Raw genomic sequence first — 19,987 nt, 5'->3', positions numbered from 1 at the left:
ACCGGCGGGCCGGGCGCTTACCGACGGGTCACAGCTGATCAAAGCCGGAGCGGTCGGAGCCGTGCTGATCGGCAGAATTTTTCGACGCCTTCACATCTCCCACTCGGATGAGGTCTTCGAGTAGGGTCCTCCGTAATTGCAGGAGATGTTGCACCGAGCCGCTCGTCAGCGCACACGCGAACCGCCCGGCACTACAAACGCCACGGCTCGCCTATCGGTACCACCGCTCTCATAAAGAATGCGGCAACCGGATTTTCGCATCGCACGGATGCGCACGACTGGCACGGTCAATAATTCACGGGGGGCTTACATGCCGATTCTGAAGGAACACTACTCTTTCGACAGAACAGACATCCATCAGCTCCGCGACTTCCTGGTCAATCAACGCAGACTGTCCGGCTGGACGCAGGAGGAGCTCTCCGACCGGTCCGGCGTCAGTGTCCGGACCATCCGCAACCTGGAAACCGGCTCCAACACCAATCCCCGTCGGACCTCCGTCAACCTGCTGCTCACCGCGCTCGGCGCCACCGCCACCGCGTTCTCCGAGCCGGCGCCCTGGGACAGCGGGCGCAGGCCGGCGCTCGGGCAGCCCGCGGACCTCCACGCCGACCCGACGGCGCTCCCGCCCTGGCAGGGCCCCCGGCCCTTGGGCGACGCGTTGGTGGGCCGCCAGGCCGACCTGGGGCACGTCCTCGCCGCCGCGCAGCGCAGCCGGCTGATCGTCCTCACCGGACCCGGCGGCGTGGGCAAGACCCGCATCGCCCTGGCAGCGGCATCCCGGTTGCGCCCGCTGTTCCAGGGCGGAGTGGCCGTCGCCGAACTGCACGACATCCCGCCCCAGCATCTGGAACCCGCCGTCTCGGCAGCCGAGTTGACGCGTGTAGTACGGCGCCTGACCAGCAACGAAGGCGGTGCGCGGGGCGGTGCCGGGCTCGGACGGCGGCTCCTGGTCCTGGACAGCGCCGAGCACGTCCCGCAGCAGACGGCGCGGATCGCGCGGCAGCTCCTCGACGAGCATCCCGGGCTCCAGATCATCGTGACCTCGCGCCGCGCCCTGGCCGTGAGCGCGGCCGAGACCTGGGAGGTCGAGCCGCTCTCGTGCGACCAGCGGGACGGCTCGGACACCGAGCTCCCGAGCGCGGTGGAGCTGTTCCTGCGCCGGGTACGGGCCAGTCTGCCGACGCTCGACCTGGGCAACCGCCTGCCGATGGTGCAGGAGCTCTGCCGGCTCCTCGACGGCATGCCACTCGCGATAGAAGTGGCCGCGCGAGGACTCAGATCGCTCCCTCTCACCACCCTCCTGCACGACGGGACGCTCTTCCACCTGCTCGCACATGTCGACGCCGGTGACCTGTCGCGGCACCGCACGCTGTCGGACAGCGTGCGGTGGAGCTACGACCTGCTGCCCACCCCTCATCGCGAGCTGCTCCGGGAACTGGTCTCGCTGCCCCGCACGTTCTCCCTGGACGCGATCCCGGCCCAGTCGGGCGGGGGATTCGGGAGCACACGCGTCGCCCACCTCCTGGCCGAACTCGCCGACGTCTCACTGGTCCAGATCAATCGAGGGCAGCAGTACAGATACGGGGTCCACGCACTCGTGCGGCACTGGGTCACACAGGAGGAAGCCGCGACGGCACTCGGACGGTCCGCCGAGCAGGGCCGCGACCGGCCCGTACTCGCGGGCAGCGCCTGGCGCCGGGCCACCTGACGCGCCGCCGGGGACGCCGGCCCGCTCATGCCGGCGCCGGCCCGGCAGCCGCCCTGACGGCCTGGAGTGAGAAGTGCAGCGGGCCGTCGAGGCTCGACAGCATCAGCTCCTCCAGCCACGGCAGGCAGCTCTCCTCCAGCTCGGTCGTGTGGTCCAGCCGCCGCAGCAGTCGCTGCAGCGCCAGCACCAGCCATCCACTGCCGCCCGGCGCCGCGCGCTCCCGGTCGAAGGAGTAGAGCCAGGTGTACAGGCAGGAGGCGGCGGCGTGGTGGACGCTGTGCTCGGTGGCCTGGTCCTGCCCGTGCGTGGAGGCGGCGTCGGGCGCCTCGGCGGCGATCCGCGCGTAGAAGTCGGTCCGGCGTCGGGAGAGCTCGCTGAGGACCTTGACGAGCGCGGGGCCCTCGGGCCCGGCGAGTTCGCCTTCCGCGATCCGGCGGGCCTCGGCGGCCGCCGGGCCCCAGCCCCGGGTGATCTCGTCCTCACTGGCGTTGGTCAGCCGCAGCGCCCTGCCCGACGGATGCCACTGCGGGGCGTCCTCGGACCAGTCGAAGAGCTGCCGTAGCACCTCTTCCCCGCCGACGGCGGGGCGGTCGGCCACTCGCGCCACCGCGGGAAGCTGTGAGGCGATGCTGTGGAGGTTGACGTGCGTGGTCCCCTCGAAGATGCTCGCTATCGCGTGGTCGCGCTGGAGCTTCTGGAACGCGCCGGAGGCCACGCCTTCCCGCAGATAGCTCCGGGCGCCCAGGACCCTGGCCGCCTCCTGCACGACCTCCTCGCCGAGGGTCGGGACGAGGTACTTGACCACGGACGACCACAGGCTGAGCCGGGACGGCACGACGGAGAGCGACCGCGCCACCGGCAGCGCCGTGCATTCCGCGATCAGCAGGTCCACATGGGAGTGGACCAGATGCCGCCGGATGACCGGAAGCCGGTAGATCTCCTGTCCGTAGAGCACCCGCTCCCGCGCGTGGCGCAGGGCGATCCGCAGCACCGAGTCCATGGTGCCGATGGACAGTGCTCCGATGGCCGTACGGGTGATCTGGAGCACCTGGAGGATTCCGACCAGTCCCGCACCGGGCCGCCCGAGGAGTGCGCCGGCGGGCACCCTGGTGCGGTCGAAGGTGATCCCGCTGAGGTCGTGACCGCGCAGCCCGACCGTCCTCACGAACGGATGATTGGTCCAACTCCCCTTCTCCATCTGCTCCTTGTCGAGGAGCAACAGGGAGGACCGTGTACCGCCGATCGCCGCGTAGACGGTGACGAAGCGGCCCCGGGTCGCGTTGCCGACCGGCCACTTCTCCCCGGTCAGGAGGAAGTCGTCGCCGTCGGGCTCGGCAACGGTCTCGTTGGTGCCGAGATCGCTGCCGTGGTCGGGCTCGGAAACCGCGAAACAGGCGAGCTCCCCGTCCAGGAGGGCACCCGCGACCCGTGCGCGCTGCTCGTCGTCGCCCCACAGCCAGACCGAGTTGACACCGAGGAGCGCGGAGCCGAACATCACCGCGAGCGTCAGATTGCGGCGCGCGAGCGTACGGGTGAGCAGGAAGAGGTCTTCCAGGTTCCGAAGCCGGCCGCCGAACTCCTCGGGTACCAGGTAACCGGAGAACCCCCACGATCTGAGCAGCTCCACCGCCCCCGGCGGAAGGCTGTCGTTCTCCTCGTGCGCCACGATCTCGGCGAAGCTGAAGGGCCCGCTATCCGTGGCCGGGTCACCGAGCGTCCGCTCCAGATCGGCGACCAGCGCGTGGGCCGGGCGCTCCGCTGCGTGGCCGCTCATACCGGAGGGCTGTCGACGCCGTATCGGCTGAACATGCCGCTCAGGGCCTCCGCGTCGGGCAGCTCCGCCCGGCCCGCGACCACCTCGGCGCTGACCAGCTCGATCACGTCGCTGACCCGCTCCAGCTTCATGGCGGCCTCAGGGTTCAGCGCCTGGAGGGCGAAGAGGTCCTCCAGGTTGTACCCGAGCTCCGCGAGGACCAAGGAGTGGAAGCCGAGGTCACCCACGAGCCGGTGGTCCGGCTCGATCCGGTCCAGCTTGCGAGGCGCGACCACCTGGACCATACCGATCACCACGGGAGCGATGGCCTCGGTGCCGATGGCGGCAGGAGTGTGAGTCATGCCGCCGACGCTAGGACCCGCCGATGACCGGGCCCAGGCAACGGACCCGGCAAGCGCGCGGCAACTAAGCCTTCGCCGGGCACCCCGGCCGGCCCTCTCGCCGAGCGCCGGGGCACGCGTCGGCCGCCGCGCACGAGGAGCCGGACGCGGTCCGCCACCGCGGCCGTGGCCACCGGGCCGAGGGGCAGCCGTAGCCGGGCCGAGGGACGGCCGTGCCTGCGGGGCTGACGCCGGACGGCAGGGCGCCTGCCGCAACCATGGTGGTACGGGTCACGCGAACCCCGCGTGATCCGAGACGCGGGACCCGCTGCGTGCTCCCCGCACGGCGCACCGCTCCGGCGCCCCCTCCACCGGGAGCGTCGCCGCCGAAGTTGCCGCCCGGCTGCCTTGCCGGAACCGGGCGCGGAGCGATGAGGCTGACCGGCATGAGCACACGGACGGCACACCGGCAGTCGACCGGGGCAGCGCCCGGTTCCCCGTCGGAAACCCGCGTCTGAGGCTGGTACGCCCTCCGCCCGCGGGCAGGGGCGCGGGCGCCTGCGACTTGGGGTGACCTCACGTCCTGGGGCCCGAGGAGCCGGTGCCGGCGGAGCCGCCCGACCGGGGCTCGCGGACCGGCGAGCCCGTGCCGGGCGGTTCGACACAGTGGCCGGGGCTCCTCTCCGTGGCCCCGAGCCCGGACCGACGTCGCTCCACACCCTGCCCGGCCCCGGTGCCGGCGCCGAGGTGGCGTACGAGTTGACGCTGCGGATCGAGCGGGCGGCGCCGCGGCCGCCCAGCGCCCCCTGGCCTCGGCGTCCCGCGCGCACCGCGTCCGGCCCTGGGGCGTGAGCCGGCCTCGGCCGGCCCCGACGACAGGTCGATCCCCCGGCCGCCGAGCACCGGCGGGCTGCCGCGCGAACAGCTGGCCTCCCGACCTTCCGTGACGATTCGTCAGACCGTGGACCGCGGACACCCCGGCGCAGCACCGGACCCGGGTGCTGCCCGGCGGTCACCCGTTCCCGGGCACCCGCCGCCGGTGGACGATGTCAGCGGTGCTCGGCGTCCTGCCGGCTCCCCGGTGAGGCGCACCGGCTGGGACGAGAGGCCGCTCAGGAAGTTCGAGTACACGTAGGTCGGCGGGCCTGTCGGACGAGCCTCCGCGACCAGGTCGCACAAGCTCTCCAGGAGGGCCGCCAGCTCGGCGCGGGCCAGGAACGCGCCGAGGCAGAAGTGGGGCCCGTAGGCGAACGACAGGTGCTTGTTCGGGGTCCTTCCGAGGTCGAACTCGTCGGGCTCGGCGAAGACCCGGCCGTCGCGGTTGGCGGAGGCCAGCCAGGTGGTGACGACGTCGCCCTCCTCGACGAACTGGTCGCCGAGGAAGAGGTCCTGAGTCGCGGTTCGCCCGCTGTGCAGGGCGGGGCTCGTCCAGCGCAGCACCTCCTCGACCGCCGACTCCGTCGTCACCTCGCCGGACTTGAGGGCCCGCCACTGGCCGGGCCGCTCCATCAGTGCCTGGAGCCCGCCGACCATCGAGAAGCGGGTCGTCTCGTGGCCGCCCATGATGATGCTGTAGCAGTTGAAGACGATCTCCTCGTGCGTGAGGGGCCGCCCGTCGATCTCCTTGGTCACCAGCAGGCTGACGACGTCGTCGTACGGTTTGTCGTGCCGGGCGGCGGCCAACTCCGAGAAGTAGAGCAGCAGTCCGTTGCGCGAGGCCCAGGTCGCCTCCTCGTCGGGGAGCCCGTCCCCGGTGGAGAGGGCGGAGGAGGTGAGTTCGATGATGTGCTGCCGGTCGGTGGGCGGCACGCCGAGCAGGTCGCAGATGGCGGCGAGCGGGATGTGCGCGGCCACGTCGGCGGCGAAGTCCACCTCGCCCCGCTCCACCGCCTCCTCGACCAGCCGCCGGGTGCCCCGCCGCACGCTCTCGACCACCACGTCGAGGGATCGCGGCGAGAACGGCTTCAGCAGGGCGCTGCGCAGCGCCTTGTGCGGCTGTCCGTCGGTGACGGCCAGCATCCTCCCGGCCGCCGAGTCACCGCCGGCGAGCAGGGTGTCCAGCACGTTGCCCCGCTCCGAGGTGAAGCTCGCGCTGTCGCTGAGTACCGAGACGACGTCCGCGTAACCACTGACCACCCAGAACCCCGGACGGCCGTCGCTCTCCGGCTGCCAGTGCACCGGCGCCTCCGCCCGCAGGCGGCGCCACAACGGCCCCAGGTCGTGGTGGGCGTGCAGGAGCGGATCGGCCAGATCGACGGCGTCGAGCGGGCCCTGATCGAGTGCGGGGCGGGTGTCCATGGGGCGGTTTCCTCGGACTCGGTTACGGACGGTTGACAGCGGAAGGGTGCGGGTGACGCCGGCGGCCGGGTGCCGTCCTGGTCAGCGCATCGGCTCGGTGGGGCCGGGGAAGAACGCCGTGGTGGCACCGGCTGTCTCGGCGCCGTCCACGGTGAACTGCTGACCGGAGACGAAGGATGCCTGCTCCGAGGCCAGGAAGTGGAACACGTCCGCGATCTCCCCGGGCAGGGCGTGCCGCCGGGCCGGGATGCGTTCGTTGACCTCGTCGAGCATCGCGTCGGTGTACTCGGCGCGCTGCATGGGTGTCAGTACGGCGCCGGGGGCGACACACGCCGTCCTGATCAGCGGGCTCAGCTCCACGGCGAAGGTCTGGCACAGCGAGGCGACACCCGCCTTGCTGGCGTTGTAGTCCGCGTAGAGGGGGTAGCCGCGCGAACCGTTGACGGACGCCGTCGCCAGGAGCACTCCGTGCCCCTCCCGCAGCATGTGCGGAACGGCGTGCCGCCACAGGGCCAGGACACCCATCAGGTTGACGTCCAGGGTGCGCCGCGCGTCCGCCTCGGTGAGGTCGAGGATGGAGTGCCGGACACTGATGCCCGCATTGGCGATGACGACGTCGATGCGGCCGCGCTCGGCGTGCACCCGGTCGACGGCCTCGCCCACGGCGGTCCAGTCGGCGATGTCGAGCGTGACCGTCCGGATCTCGCCTCCCCCCTCGCGAGGGCCGTCCGCCGCGCCCCCGGTGAGTGCCTGGACGTCGAGATTGACCACGTGGTCGCCCGAGCGGGCGAACCGCTCGGCGGTGGCGAGACCGATACCGCTGGACGCGCCGGACACGATGACTGTGCGCATGATGCTCTCCTGCTCCTTCCGCCCGACCGGCTCAGACGATGACGCGGTGGTTGCCGGGTACGTATCCGCTGAAGTTGCGGCGCAGGTTGCGGCTGACGGTGAGCTTCTTCAGCCAGCGGTCGGTGCCGTCGTACCGGGCGGTGAACGGCCGACGCCCGTGTACCGCCAGGTAGTTGTCCACGATGAGCAGTGAGCCGGGGCCCACGGCGACGTCCTGCTGCACCCGGTGCAGCTCAGCCATCAGCCGGTCGAGCGCCCCCTCGGCCTCGGTGTCCCCCGGTGCGACGTCCATGAACGGCCGGTCGATGCGCAGGTAGGGGTCGAACCGGTCGCCGGACAGTACGGCGGTCGGGACTGCGCCGCTGATCATCGAGTACAGCTTCTCCAGCGCGGGATGGCCGGGGTCCTGGGCCTCCAGCTGCCGTACGTGCTCGGTGTCCGGCATGATGCGGAAACGGGGCTCGGCGAGCACCGCGCGGTCGTGGTCGCTCAGCCGGACGTCACGGACGGAGGCGACGATGGTCGGCACCAGGTCGGGGTTGCGCAGTCCGAACAGCATGAGGTAGTCACAGCGGTTCGGGTGGAAGCCGTCCTCGGTGTGGAACTCCAGCAGGCTCTCGCTGCCGTAGCCGCTCTGCCGCCGCTCGTCACCGCGGATCGGCAGGATGTTCTGGATGATGCGCCCCTCCTGGAGGGTCGCCCAGCCGAACGGGTCGCCCAGCGCCATGCCGCACATGGCCAGCCACAGTTCCTGGGACCGGGCCGCGTCGGAGCGGATGGCCTTGCGCCAGTGGTCCGGGGTGGGTCCGATCAGCGCGTCGTCCACCGGGAAGCCGTGCACCAGGCACGCGGCGGACCGCTCGGTCCTGCGGTAGGAGAGGAGGAACCTGCGCAGGCCGGCGGGCAGCAGTTCCTCGGCCGTGTGGGCGTGGTCGTAGAAGTCCGGCAGGCCGGGCGCCCCGTGGGCGCTCCCGAGCCGTGCGGCGGCCTCCTCCAACTGGGCGACCTCGGTGGTGTCCAGGTGGTACTCGACAGGAGTGTCACCGCGGTCCTCCCCCGGCGGGACCGCCGCGGCCGCGTCCGGGGAAGGTACGTCAACAGTCGGGGTGCTACTTGTCATGCCGGTTGTCCTCACCTGGTCGTGACCGCTTCGGTCGTCCGTCGTTCGGTCCTGTGCGGCCCGCGCCGGGTGGCCGGGCCGCGTGGTGGTGCGCACCGGACCGGCCTGGCAGGGTCCAGGCCGTTCGTGGTCCGGTGGTGGTGCTCGGTGCCGTGGTGCGTGTTCGGTGGTGCTCGGTGCGGTGGTGCCTTTCCGGTGGTGCGTCGGCCCCCGTGTGCGGGGCCGGCTACCGCCAGTCCTCGGCGAACTCGTCGAGCTCGCTCGGGTCCAGGGTGATCAGCGGTTCCTGCGAGTCGGCCGCGTCGGCGTCCGCCGCCGGAACCAGGTCCTTGACCGCTGTGGCGAGCGCCGCCACGGTCTTGTGGGCGAACACGTCGCGCGGGGCGATGTCCAGGCCCTCGGCGTGGGCCATCGTGACGAGCTTGATGGAGACGATCGAGTCGCCGCCCAGGTCGAAGAAGCTGTCGTCGACGCCGATCCCCTCCGTGCCGAGGGCCTTCTCGAACAACGCGCACAGCAGCTTCTCGCGCTCGGTCCGCGGCGCCCGGCCGCCGGCGCCCCCCGAGAAGTCCGGTGCGGGCAGAGCGGCGCGGTCGAGCTTGCCGCTCGGCGTCACGGGCAGTCGGTCCAGGACGACCACGGCCGCGGGCACCATGTGCTCGGGCAGCACGGCGGCGACCCGGGCACGGAGCGCCGCCGGGTCGAGCGGGCCGGCGGCCACCGGGGCCACGTACGCCACCAGGCGTGGTGAGCCGGGTGTGTCCTCCCGTACGACCACCACGGTCTGCCCCACCGAGGGGTCGGCGGCGAGCACCGCCTCGATCTCGCCCGGTTCGATACGGAAGCCGCGTACCTTGACCTGCTCGTCGGTGCGGCCCAGGTACTCCAGGCCCCCCTCCGCCGTGCGGCGCGCCACGTCGCCCGAGCGATACATCCGGGCACCCGGCGGGCCGAACGGGTCGGCCACGAAACGCTCCGCGGTGAGCCCGGACCGCCGCAGGTAGCCGCGGGCCAGGCCCTGGCCGGCCAGGTAGAGCTCACCCGCCACCCCGACGGGTACCGGCCGCAGGGAGCCGTCCAGCACATGGACCCGGGCACCGACGACGGGCCCGCCCATCGGCGGACCGGTCCGCCCGGACAGCGGGCGGCTCATCGTCGCGATGACGGTCGCCTCGGTGGGACCGTACGCGTTGACCATCCGGCGCCCGGGCGACCAGCGTGCGACCAGGTCCGGCGGGCACGCCTCGCCGCCCACGACGAGGGTGACCCCGGGGGGCAGGGCGTCCTCGGGCAGTACGGCGAGCGAGGACGGCGGCAACAGCAGCGCGGTCACACCGTGGCGCTCCACCGTCCGCGCCAGGGCCGGGCCGGGCAGCAGGTCCTCGGGGTCCGCGGTCACCGCGCTCGCCCCGGTCAGCAGGGCCGTGGCCAGTTCCCACACGGACGCGTCGAAGCTCGGCGAGGCGAACAGCAGCACCCGCTCCTGCGGGCGGAGCGCGAGCCCGTCACGCTGCTGGGCGACCAGGGCGGAGATCCCGAGGTGGGACACCAGCACGCCCTTGGGGCGGCCGGTCGACCCGGAGGTGTAGATCAGGTAGGCGGCGTTCGCGGGCCGCAACGGCGCGGTCCGGTCGGCGTCGGTGAGAGGGGCTCCGGACAGACCGGCGGTCAGCTCCGGATCCGTACCGAGGAGTTCGGTGCCGTTCCCGGCAGCCGGCTCGGGCCCGTCCAGGCACAGCACCTCCCCCGCACCGGCCTCGGCCATGATCCCGGCGCCCTCACCGGTGGTGAGGACGAGGTCCGGCCGCGCGTCGCCGATCAGGTAGCGGAGCCGGTCCGGCGGGTAGCCGAGGTCCAGCGGAAGGTAGGCCGCACCGGCTTTCAGGACGGCCAGGACCGCGAGGACGGACCGCGCCGACTTCGGCATGGCGATCGCCACGACACGCTCCGGGCCGATGCCCAGGCCGACCAGGGCGCGAGCGAGCCGGTTGGCCTGGGCGTCGAGGTCCCCGTAGGTGAGGGCCAGCTCGTGGTCGTACACCGCGACGGCGCCGGGACTGGCCCGTACCTGCTCCTCGAAGAGCTCGGGGAAGGTCGCTGTCCGCTCGTGGGCCGCCCCGTCCGCCGCGGCCAGGAGCTGACCGCGTTCCCGGTCCGTGAGCAGGTCGATCCGGCCCAGCGGCACGGTCCGGTCGTGCACGAAGCAGTCGAGGACCCTGCGCACCCGGGTCAGGAGCGCACCGGCCTCCTCAGCCGTGAACAGGTCGGCCCGGTAGCTGAGTTCGAGACTGAGCCGTTCGTCGGGCATCACGACCAGGCTGAGCGGATAGTGCGAGGCGCCGGGGACGGGCTCCTCGTCGAGGGAGATCCGCAGGCCCGGCACCTGCTCCTGGATGGCTGCCCCGTCGAAGGGGGTGTTCTCGAACCCGATGACGGTGTCGAAGAGGTCGCCCAGCCCCAGAGCCCGCTGTACCTCGGGGAGCCCGAGATGGTGGTACGGGCGCAGCTCGGCCTGGTGCGCCTGGAGGTCGGCGAGGACGCGGTCGAGCGGTCGCGCGGGGTCCAGGCGTACCCGCACCGCGACGGTGTTCATGAACAGACCGACGATCTCCTCCACGTGCGCCAGCTCCGGCGGACGCCCGGCGGTCGTCGCGCCGAACACGACGTCGTCGCGTCCCAGCCGGTGGCCGAGTGCCACCGCCCAGGCGCCTTGGACGACCGTGTTGAGCGTCAGGCCCGCACCGCGGGCCGCGGCGGTGAGCGCGGTGGTCTCCGCCGCGTCCAGGACCTCCGTCACCAGGTGGGGCACGGTCGCGGTGGCCGCGTCGGCGCCCGGGGCCACCAGCGTCGGTTCGTCGACACCGGCCAGCGCCTCGCTCCAGGCCCGTGTCGCCTCCTCGTCGTCCTGGCGGGTGAGCCAGCCGAGGAAGTCGGTGAACTGGGCCACCGGCCGGCCCGTGCCGGCTCCGCCGCGGGCGTAGAGGGAGAAGACGTCACGGAAGAACAGGGGCAGCGACCAGCCGTCGAGCAGCGCGTGGTGGTAGGTGACCAGCAGGGCGTGGTCGTCGGTCCCGAGCCGGACCAGGGTGACCCGCATCAACGGGGGATCGGTGAGGTCGAAGCGGCTGACGCGGTCCTCGTCGACCAGCTCCGCCAGTCGCAGGCGTCGTTCGTCCTGGCCGGTGCCGGAGAGGTCGATCTCCCGCCAGGGCACGCGCACGTCCTCGTGCACCACCTGGACGGAACGGCCCGACGCCAGGAGCCGGAACGAGACGCGCAGCGCGGTGTGGCGGGCGAGAGCCGCGTCGAACGCCTTGCGCAGCACGGTGGCCGCCAGAGGTCCTTCGAGCCGTGCGGGCGCCTGGGCTGTGTAGACGTCGATGCCGTCGGCGGCCAGCAGGGCGTGGAAGTGCATCCCCTGCTGGAGCGGGGTGAGGGGCAGTACGTCGGCGACCTCGATCCCCTCGGCGCCGATCTCCGCCAGTTCGGCGTCCGTCAGCGGCAGCGAGGGCCCGGCGACGGAGCCGTCCGCCGCCGTGGGGTCCTTCTCCTCGACGGCCTCGGCCACCTCGGCGAGCCGGGCGATGGTCTTGTGGACGAAGACGTCCCTGACGGCGATGGCGAGTCCGGCGCGGTGGGCGCGGGCCGCGAGCTGCATCGAGATGATGGAGTCGCCGCCGAGGTCGAAGAAGCTGTCGTCGACGCCGATGCGCGGCTGCCCGAGCACCTCGGCGAACACCTCGTGCAACACCAGCTCCCGCTCGGTGACCGGAGCCCGGTACGCGTCCGCCGACCGGAACTCGGGCACCGGCAACGCCCCCCGGTCCACCTTGCCGTTCGGAGTCAGGGCGAACGACTCCACCACCGTCACCACCGCCGGAACCATGTACTCCGGCAACCGCCCCGCCACGAACTCACGCAACGCGGCCGGGTCCGGCCGCACACCGGAGGCGGCCCGTACGTATCCGACGATCCGGCGTACGCCCCCGGCGTCGGCGGACACCGCCGCGACCGCCTGGCCCACCGAGGGGTGGTCGGCCAGAACGGCCTGGATCTCGCCGAGTTCGATGCGGTGGCCGCGTATCTTGACCTGGAAGTCGGACCGTCCGCGGTATTCCACGACACCGTCGGGCCGGCGGCGCCCCAGGTCACCGGTGCGGTACATCCGGGCACCCGCCGGGCCGAACACGTCGGCCACGAAACGCTCCGCCGACAGGCCGGGTCGGCCCAGATACCCGCGGGCGACCCCGTCACCGGCGATGTACAGCTCGCCGACGACCCCGGCCGGCACCGGCCGCAGGAACGCGTCCAGGAGGTAGACCCGGGTGTTGTCGGCGGGGACACCGATGGCGGGCGGGTCCGCCGCCGCCCCGGGTGAGCCGCCGGGGTGCCAGAGCATCGCGTCGACCGTGCACTCGGCGGGACCGTAGAGGTTGTAGACCGACAGGCCCGGTACGCCGTGGAGTTCGGCCCACAGGTCGTCGCCCACCTCCTCGCCGCCGAGCGCGAGGACGCGCACGCGGTGCCGCTCCCCCGCCACCTCGAACATGCCCGCGTCCAGCATCTGCCGTGCGACGGAGGGTGTGGTGTCGACGACGTCGATCCGTGCTTCCGCCGCGTGGCGGACGAGTGCCAGGGAATCCTTGCGCACGGTGTCACCGACGATGTGCAACTCGTGGCCGGCGACCATCCACAGGAGCTGGCTCCAGGAGGCGTCGAAGCCGAGCGAGTTGGTGAGCGCGGCACGCAGCGGCCGGCCGCCCGCCCTCGTCCGCTCGGGTTCGAAGAAGTTCGCCCGGTGGCTGTGGAACATGTTGGCCAGGTTGCGGTGCTCCACGGCCACGCCCTTGGGACGCCCCGTGGAGCCCGAGGTGTAGATGACGTACGCGAGGTGGGCGGGGAGCAGCGCACGGGTGCGGTCGCCGTCGTCGAGGTCAGTCCCGTCCGCGGGCGGAACGGTCTCGTCGAGCAGCAGCGCCGGCACCGACTCGGGTATGTCGCCCACCGTGGCGACGGAGGCGAGGACGAGGGCCGGTCGGGCCTCCGCGCATATCGCCGCGACGCGCTCCGCGGGGTGGTCGACGTCGATCGGCAGGTACGCGGCACCCGACTTGAGGACCGCCAGGATCGCCACCACGGCGTCCGTGGCGCGCGGCACGGCGACACCGACGAGGTCGCCCGGTCCCACGCCACGGGCCGCGAGCAGCCGGGCCAGGCGGTTGGCGTCGGCGTTGAGCGCGCCGAAGGTGAGGCTGGTCGTGCCGTCCGTGACGGCCACCGCGTCGGGCGTCGCGCGGACCTGCGCCTCGAAGAGGCCGGGCAGCGTCCCGGCCGGCCGCTCGACGGCGTGTCCGCTCGCCTCGCGCAGGATCCCGCGTCGCTCGGCGTCCGTACGCGAGGGGAACCGTCCGGCCTGCTCGTCGGGGTGCGCGGCGATGTCCTCCAGCAGGCCGGTCAGTCGCCGCAGTACGCCCCTCGCGGCATCGGCGGTGTAGACGTCCTCGCGGTAGTTGAGTTCGAAGCGGAGGCGGCTGCCGGGGTGGACGGCCAGGCTCAGCGGGTAGTGGGTGCCTTCGAACGCCTCGTCGACGGCGTCCCGCAGCAGGCCGACGCCGAGCCCCGGCACCGAGGCGCCCCGGACGGCCTGTTCCACGGGGACGTTCTCGAAGGCGACGGTGGTGTCGAAGAGCTCGGTGGCGCCCACGGCGCGGTGGATCTCGGCGAGGCCGAGATACTCGTGGCCCATCACGGTCGTGTGGTCGTGCTGGATACGGGCCAGCAGGTCCGCCACCGGCTCCGCCGGGTCGATCCGCACCCGGGCGGGCACGGTGTTCATCATCAGGCCCACCATGCGGTCGCTGCCGGGGAGCTCCGGCGGGCGGCCGGCGACGGTGTTCCCGTAGACGACGTCCTGGCGTCCGGTCAGCTCGGTCAGCAACAGCGCCCAAGCGCCCTGGACCAGGGTGTTGAGAGTGAGGCCGCGGCCGCGGGCCAGGGTGGTGAGTTCCGCCGCGGCCTGCTCGGGCAGCTCCGTCACGACGCGCCGCTGGCCCCGGTCCGAGGAGCCGGCGCCGGCCCCCTCCGCGACGAGCGTGGCGCCGTCGACGCCCGCCAGCACGCTCTTCCACGCCCGCTCGGCCCGGGCGCTGTCCTGCTCCCCGACCCAGGCGAGGTAGTCCTGGAAGGGCACCGTCGGCTCCAGCCGCTCAGCCGTGCCGCCGTCGCCGTAGATGCGGAACAGGTCGCCGAGGACCAGGGGCAGCGACCAGCCGTCCAGCAGGATGTGGTGGTTGGTGATCAGCAGGATGTGGCGCTCGGGCGCGAGGCGTATCAGGGTGAACCGGAGCAGCGGCGGCCTGGCCATGTCGAAGCGCCGGGCGCGTTCCTCGGTGAGGAGCCGGGAGAGGCGTGGCCTCTGTTCCTCCCGGCCGAAGCCGGAGAGGTCGATCTCCTCCCACGGCGGCTCGACCGCCCGCGCCACGGCCTGGACGGCCTCGCCCGAGCGACGGCGCAGGAATCCCGCCCGCAGGCTCGCGTGCCGGCCGACCAGTGCGCCGCAGGAGGCACGCAGCAGGCCGGTGTCGAGCGCCCCGGTCAGCTCCAGCGGCGTCTGGACGTTGTAGAAGTCGACGTTCCCGCTGTCGGCTCGTCCCTCCTCGTAGAGGGCGTGGAAGAGAATGCCCTGCTGCAAGGGCGAGAGCGGCAGGACCGCTTCCAGGGATGTCTGTCTCACAGTGCTGTCCCCCACTGGGCTTCGAGCTCGTCGAGTTCTTCCGCGTCGATCCGCACCAGGCTCCCGGCACGGGGGGTCGCGGCCCGCTCGCCGACGTCCTCGGCCGCCTCGGCGAGCCGGGCGATGGTCTTGTGGACGAAGACGTCCCTGACGGCGATGGCGAGTCCGGCCCGATGGGCCCCGGACGCCACCTGTACGGCGATGACGGAGTCACCGCCGAGGTCGAAGAAGCTGTCGTCGACGCCGATACGCGGCTGCCCGAGCACCTCGGCGAACACCTCGTGCAACACCAGCTCCCGCTCGGTGACCGGAGCCCGGTACACGTCCGCCGCCCGGAACTCGGGCACCGGCAAAGCCCCCCGGTCCACCTTGCCGTTCGGAGTCAGGGCGAACGACTCCACCACCGTCACCACCGCCGGAACCATGTACTCCGGCAACCGCCCCGCCACGAACTCACGCAACGCGACCGGGTCCGCCGCGCCCTCCGCGGCCGGGGTCACGTAGGCCACCAGGTGCCGGTGGCCCGGCCGGTCCTCGCGGACGGTCGCCACGGCCCGGCCGACTCCGGGTGCCTCGGCGAGAACGCTCTCGACCTCGCCGAGTTCGATGCGGAAACCCCGTACCTTGACCTGGCTGTCGGCACGGCCCAGGTAGGACAGCTCGCCGTCCTCCGACCGCCGCGCCACGTCTCCCGTCCGGTACATCCGGGTGCCGGGCGCGCCGAAGGGGTCGGCGACGAACCGCTCCGCGGTGGTTCCGGGACGGCCGAGGTAGCCGCGGGCGAGCCCGTCACCGCTCAGATACACCTCGCCCGCCACTCCGGGCGGCACCGGCCGCAGCGCGTCGTCGAGCAGCCGGACGCGGGTGCCGGGGACGGGGCGGCCCATGAGCGGGACGGTCCGCCCGGCCAGCGCGCCGGTCTGCGTCGCGATGACCGTCGACTCCGTGGGGCCGTAGGCGTTGACCATCCGGCGGCCGGGCGACCAGCGTGCGACCAGGTCCGGCGGGCACGCCTCGGCGCCGACGACCAGATTGATTCCCTCCGGAAGCCCCCCGGCCGGCATGGCCGCCAGCGTGGACGGGGCCAGCAGCAGGCAGTCGACGCCGAGTTCGGCCACCAGTTCGGCAAGTGGCTCCCCGGGCGTGAGCCGTTCGGCCGGCGCGACCACCGCGGCGGCTCCGGTGAGGAGCGCCACGCACAGCTCCCACACGGACGCGTCGAAGCTGGGTGAGGAGAACTGGAGCACCCGGGTCCGGGGGGTCAGGCGCAGCAGGTCGCTCTGGTGGCGCGTCAGCGCGGCGAGGCCGGTGTGCGTGACGACGACGCCCTTGGGCCTGCCGGTCGACCCCGAGGTGTAGATGACGTACGCCGGGTGTGTCAGTCGCAGGGGTGTGCGGCGGTCCCGGTCGTCGAGATCGTGGCCGTCGGTGTCGCCGCCCGCCGGCGGGAAGCCGACGGGAGCGGCCGCCTCGTCCAGGTACAGGCGCGGCACGTCGGGGGCGAGCGTGGCGTCGTCCGCCGCGCGGGTCGTCAGCAGCAGCAGGGGTGCGGTGTCGTCGAGCATGGCGGTGATGCGGGACCGCGGGTAGCCGAGGTCGACCGGGAGGCACGCCGCGCCCGACTTCATCACCGCGACGGTGGCGGTCAGGGCGGCGCTGCCGCGCGGGAGGGCGACCGCCACCAGCCGCTCGGGGCCGGCACCCCGCCCGACCAGCACCCTTGCCAGACGGTTGACACGGCCGTTGAGCGCCGCGTAGTCGAGGGACTCGGTCGGGGAGAGCACGGCGCAGGCGTGCGGGGTCCGCCTGACCTGCTCCTCGAACAGCTGGGGAAAGGTGCGCGCGACGACGGGTTCCGCGTCCTGCGGGGGACCGCCCGCGGCGAGTGCCCGCGCGCGCTCCGCCGCGGTCAGGACCTCCACCCGGGCGAGCGGCACATCCGCGGGGGCGTCGAGGAAGCGGCTCAGGAAGTCGGTGAACCGGTGCTGGTGCGTGCGGAGTTCGGCGAGTCCGTACCGGTCGGGGTTGGCCTCGAACTCGATGCGCATGCCCCGGCCGCCCGGATCGGGGTGGCAGGTGATGTTGAGGTCGGTGACGGGTCCGCCGGACAGCGCCATCACCTCGGCCACGCGGCCGGTGAACGCGGTCTCGGACCCCGACGGCATGATGTTGACGAGCACTCCGAACAACTGCTCGTTGGTGCCGAGCATGCGCAGGTCACGCCGGAGTTCGTCGTACGGGTAGCGCTGGTGGGTGAGCAGTTCCCCCAGGCGCCGCGCGACCTGCCGCACCAGCTGGGCGCGGTCGGCCGCCGGGTCGACGGTGATCCGCAGCGGAAGCGTGTTCGACAGCATGCCGGGCACGTTCTGGGACCTCGCCCCGAGCCGCGCGGTGGTGGGCACCCCGATCGTCAGGTCCTGGGCCCCCGTCATCCCGTGCAGGTAGGCGGCGACCGCCGCCAGCATCGGCACCGTCCAGGGGGTGCGGGCGGCCCGGCCGGCGGTGTGCAGCGCCCGCAGTCCGGCCGGCGGAAGCATCGTCGTCGTGGCGATCGCCATGCCCGCCGCTGTCGTCGGCGCTCCCGGGGCCAGACCAGCCGTCTCGGGCCGGTCGGCGAAGACGCCGGCCCAGTACGCCCGGTCCGCGGTGTAGTCCGCCGACTCACGGTAGGCCGTCTCGTCCGCCAGCAGGTCCTGGAGCCGGCCCAGCGGTTCACCCTCGGGTTCCGCCCCGGCGGCCAGCGCCTCGTAGCACGCGGAGATCCGGCGCGAGTGCAGCACCGACCCGAAGGCGTCGGACAGGATGTGGTGGCTGCGCTGGTACCAGACGTGGTGGTCGGGTCCGACCCGCATGAGGATGTGCGCCGACAGCGCGTCCTTCTCCAGGTCGAGCGGGGTCGCGCGGTCACTTTCGATCAGCGTCCGGGCGGCGGCGAGGGGGTCCGGCTCGTCGCTGAGGTCGTACTCCCGCCAGGTCGAACAGCCGGGTGGGACCGGCCGCTGGTACGCACCGTCCGGCCGCTCCACCAGTTCGACGTCGAAGCTTCCGCTCTCCCCCTCGGCCCGGCGGATCGCGCGCTGGAGCAACCCGCCGTCCAGCGGCCCGCGCACCTCCATGGCGACCATGGTGTTGTAGGCCGGGTTGGCGGGGTCGAGGCGTTGGGCGAAGAACACCCCCCGCTGGGCCGCCGTCAGCGGCAGCAGACCGTTCTCGGCGCGTGAAGTCATCGGGTCGTAACCGCTCTCTCGTGCATCCCCGCGAGCCTGAAGGCCCGGATCTCGCGACGATGCTGCATCGCCCGCCCGTGCGGTAACCAGGCAACCGGACCGGCAATCAGCGGCGCTGGCCGAAATGCCGCCCGGACCGGGGCGAGTTACCGGCCGCTTGCCTGGTTCTCGTACGGGACGCGGGTGATGCTGCGGCGAGCCGGGCACGGCGCCACGCCTCGCGTGTGCCGGACGTGCCGTGAACCATGGGAGAGGACAGGGACGTGGGAGACCGGAACCGGGGCCTGCTCGACTGGCTGGACCAGCCGTCCACCGAGCGCGGCCTGTACTACGCGGATTCCGCCGACGGATGGGACTTCTGGTCCTACCGCGACCTGGCCGCGCTGGTGCTGAGAACCGCCGCCGCCCTGCGGGCGCGGGGGGTCGGGCAGGGCGACGTGGTGGCCCTGGTGCTGCGCTCCAGCCCGGGTTTCGTCGCCGGGTTCTTCGGCGCGCTGGCGGCCGGTGCGACGCCGTGCTCCATCCCTCCGCCCTTCGCCTTCCAGCGCGCCGACGAGTACGCGAAGCACGCGAGCCATCTGTTCGGGACGGCCGCGCCCCGGTTCACCATCTGCGACGACGAGTCGCTGGAGCAGATCCGCAAGATCGCGAGTGGGCCGGGGCTTGAGGAGCCGGTCGCCTTCGACGAACTCGTCGCCGGGGCGGAGCCACTGGAGCGGCCGATGCCCGTGCCGGAGACCGCGCTGATCCAGTTCACCTCCGGGTCGAGCGGCTTCTCGCGCGGAGTGCTGATCTCCGCCGACGCCCTGCGCACCAACCTCGCCGGAATGGGGCAGTGGCTGGGCTGCGCGCCCCAGTACCCGGCGATCAGCTGGCTGCCGGTCCACCACGACATGGGTCTCGTCGGCTTCCTGCTGAACGTCGTCGTCACCGGCTTCGACGGCTGGATGATGCAGCCGGACGACTTCATCCGCTCGCCGCTGCGGTACCTGCGCTGCATCAGCGACCAGGGCGCCGTCATGACGGCCATGCCCAACTTCGGGCTGGCGTACATCCTGCGCCGGGTGAGACCGGCCGACCTGCGGGGGCTGCGCTTCGACTCGGTCCGGTGCGTGATCATCGGCGCGGAGCGGGTGGACCGGCAGGTCCTCGATGACTTCCACGCCTTGCTGGGGCCGCACGGTCTCGACCGCGGCGCCCTGCTCCCCGCGTACGGCAGCGCCGAGGCGACCCTCGCGGTGACCGGTCTGGCCCCCGGCGAGGGGTGGTCGGCGCAGGCGCCGGACGCCGGTGACGCCGCGTCCCTCGCCGGGGCGGCGGTGGTCGGCTGCGGTCGCCCGCTGGAGGGCAGGACGGTGCGGATCCTGTCCGAGGAGGGTGAGGAGCTGCCGGACGGGCGGGTCGGCGAGATCGTCGTCACCGGGGTGTCGATCGCGAGCGGGTACATCGGTGCCACCGCGTCCGCCTCCGGTACCAGCGTCGGCGAGGAGGGCCTCGCCACCGGTGACGCGGGCTTCATGCGGGACGGGCAGCTCTTCGTGATCGGCCGGCTGGGCGACGGGTTGAAGGTGAACGGGAAGATGGTCTTCGCCGAGAGCCTGGAGGCCCTGCTGCACCACCGGGGCATTCCCGAGCGGCGCGTCGCCGTCCTCCTCGGAGTGCGCGACGGGGTGCCGACCGGCGTGGCGGTGTTCGGCGACGTGCGGCCCGGCTGGCGGGAGGCCGCCCACGAGGTTCTCTCCGAATGGCTGGGTGACGCGGTGCTCCACATGGTCGAGCTGCCCCGTGGCGGTGTCTCGGTCACCTCGAGCGGAAAGCCGCGCCGGAGGGTCATCTGGAAGGCGCTCTGCGCGGGCGAGTTCGACGCGGCGACCCGACCGCTGGCGGCGGGGGCGGAGGAGGCCGCGCCGCTCCCGGCGAACTGACCGGTGCCCGGCGGACGGGACGCGTGACAA

General features: G+C 72.8%; 9 protein-coding genes. 2 read left to right on the top strand and 7 right to left on the bottom strand.

What is annotated here, in order from left to right; translation table 11 throughout:
* Positions 1-310: 310 nt before the first annotated feature.
* Positions 311-1,708: a helix-turn-helix domain-containing protein gene (locus ABZ371_RS02440; RefSeq protein ID WP_358672722.1), complete on the top strand. Its 1,398-nt coding sequence runs from the start codon at positions 311-313 to the stop codon at positions 1,706-1,708.
* Between the two features lie 25 nt (positions 1,709-1,733).
* On the opposite strand, the gene ABZ371_RS02435 is transcribed toward ABZ371_RS02440, so the two are convergent.
* From ABZ371_RS02435 to ABZ371_RS02405, 7 genes are all read right to left on the bottom strand, one after another.
* Positions 1,734-3,482, bottom strand: coding sequence for an acyl-CoA dehydrogenase family protein (locus ABZ371_RS02435; protein ID WP_358672721.1), 1,749 nt, complete (start codon positions 3,480-3,482; stop codon positions 1,734-1,736).
* Positions 3,479-3,823 carry an acyl carrier protein gene (locus tag ABZ371_RS02430; protein WP_358672720.1) on the bottom strand — a complete coding sequence of 115 codons (345 nt, stop codon included), beginning with the start codon at positions 3,821-3,823 and terminating at the stop codon, positions 3,479-3,481. Before ABZ371_RS02430 ends, ABZ371_RS02435 begins: the two co-directional genes overlap by 4 nt.
* A gap of 933 nt (positions 3,824-4,756) precedes the next feature.
* Positions 4,757-6,100, bottom strand: a complete 1,344-nt coding sequence (locus ABZ371_RS02425; protein ID WP_358672719.1) for a cytochrome P450 — start codon at positions 6,098-6,100, stop codon at positions 4,757-4,759.
* Between the two features lie 81 nt (positions 6,101-6,181).
* Entirely contained in the window at positions 6,182-6,952 is a 771-nt protein-coding gene (locus ABZ371_RS02420; protein WP_358672718.1) for an SDR family oxidoreductase, read from the bottom strand.
* Between the two features lie 31 nt (positions 6,953-6,983).
* Complete coding sequence (gene gntD / locus ABZ371_RS02415; protein WP_358672717.1) at positions 6,984-8,072, bottom strand: guanitoxin biosynthesis L-enduracididine beta-hydroxylase GntD; 1,089 nt, start codon at positions 8,070-8,072, stop codon at positions 6,984-6,986.
* 226 nt (positions 8,073-8,298) lie between these two features.
* Entirely contained in the window at positions 8,299-14,805 is a 6,507-nt protein-coding gene (locus tag ABZ371_RS02410; RefSeq protein ID WP_358672716.1) for an amino acid adenylation domain-containing protein, read from the bottom strand.
* Positions 14,802-18,032: an amino acid adenylation domain-containing protein gene (locus ABZ371_RS02405; RefSeq protein ID WP_358672715.1), complete on the bottom strand. Its 3,231-nt coding sequence runs from the start codon at positions 18,030-18,032 to the stop codon at positions 14,802-14,804. Before ABZ371_RS02405 ends, ABZ371_RS02410 begins: the two co-directional genes overlap by 4 nt.
* 263 nt (positions 18,033-18,295) lie before the next feature.
* On the opposite strand from ABZ371_RS02405, the gene ABZ371_RS02400 reads away from it, so the two are divergent.
* On the top strand, positions 18,296-19,957 hold the full coding sequence (locus tag ABZ371_RS02400) for an AMP-binding protein (protein ID WP_358672714.1): 1,662 nt from the start codon (positions 18,296-18,298) through the stop codon (positions 19,955-19,957).
* Positions 19,958-19,987 lie beyond the last annotated feature (30 nt).

This window comes from Streptomyces sp. NPDC005899 (assembly GCF_040629645.1).
Lineage (GTDB): Bacteria > Actinomycetota > Actinomycetes > Streptomycetales > Streptomycetaceae > Streptomyces.
Note: the sequence above shows the minus strand (reverse complement) of the source record. Positions and strands in the feature narration are given on the sequence as shown.

What these genes read in the sequence shown, in the direction of transcription:
- ABZ371_RS02440 (WP_358672722.1), top strand. Translation starts at nt 311, where the DNA reads ATGCCGATTCTGAAGGAACACTACTCTTTCGACAGAACAGACATCCAT.
- ABZ371_RS02435 (WP_358672721.1), bottom strand. Translation starts at nt 3,482, where the DNA reads ATGAGCGGCCACGCAGCGGAGCGCCCGGCCCACGCGCTGGTCGCCGAT.
- ABZ371_RS02430 (WP_358672720.1), bottom strand. Translation starts at nt 3,823, where the DNA reads ATGACTCACACTCCTGCCGCCATCGGCACCGAGGCCATCGCTCCCGTG.
- ABZ371_RS02425 (WP_358672719.1), bottom strand. Translation starts at nt 6,100, where the DNA reads ATGGACACCCGCCCCGCACTCGATCAGGGCCCGCTCGACGCCGTCGAT.
- ABZ371_RS02420 (WP_358672718.1), bottom strand. Translation starts at nt 6,952, where the DNA reads ATGCGCACAGTCATCGTGTCCGGCGCGTCCAGCGGTATCGGTCTCGCC.
- gntD (WP_358672717.1), bottom strand. Translation starts at nt 8,072, where the DNA reads ATGACAAGTAGCACCCCGACTGTTGACGTACCTTCCCCGGACGCGGCC.
- ABZ371_RS02405 (WP_358672715.1), bottom strand. Translation starts at nt 18,032, where the DNA reads ATGACTTCACGCGCCGAGAACGGTCTGCTGCCGCTGACGGCGGCCCAG.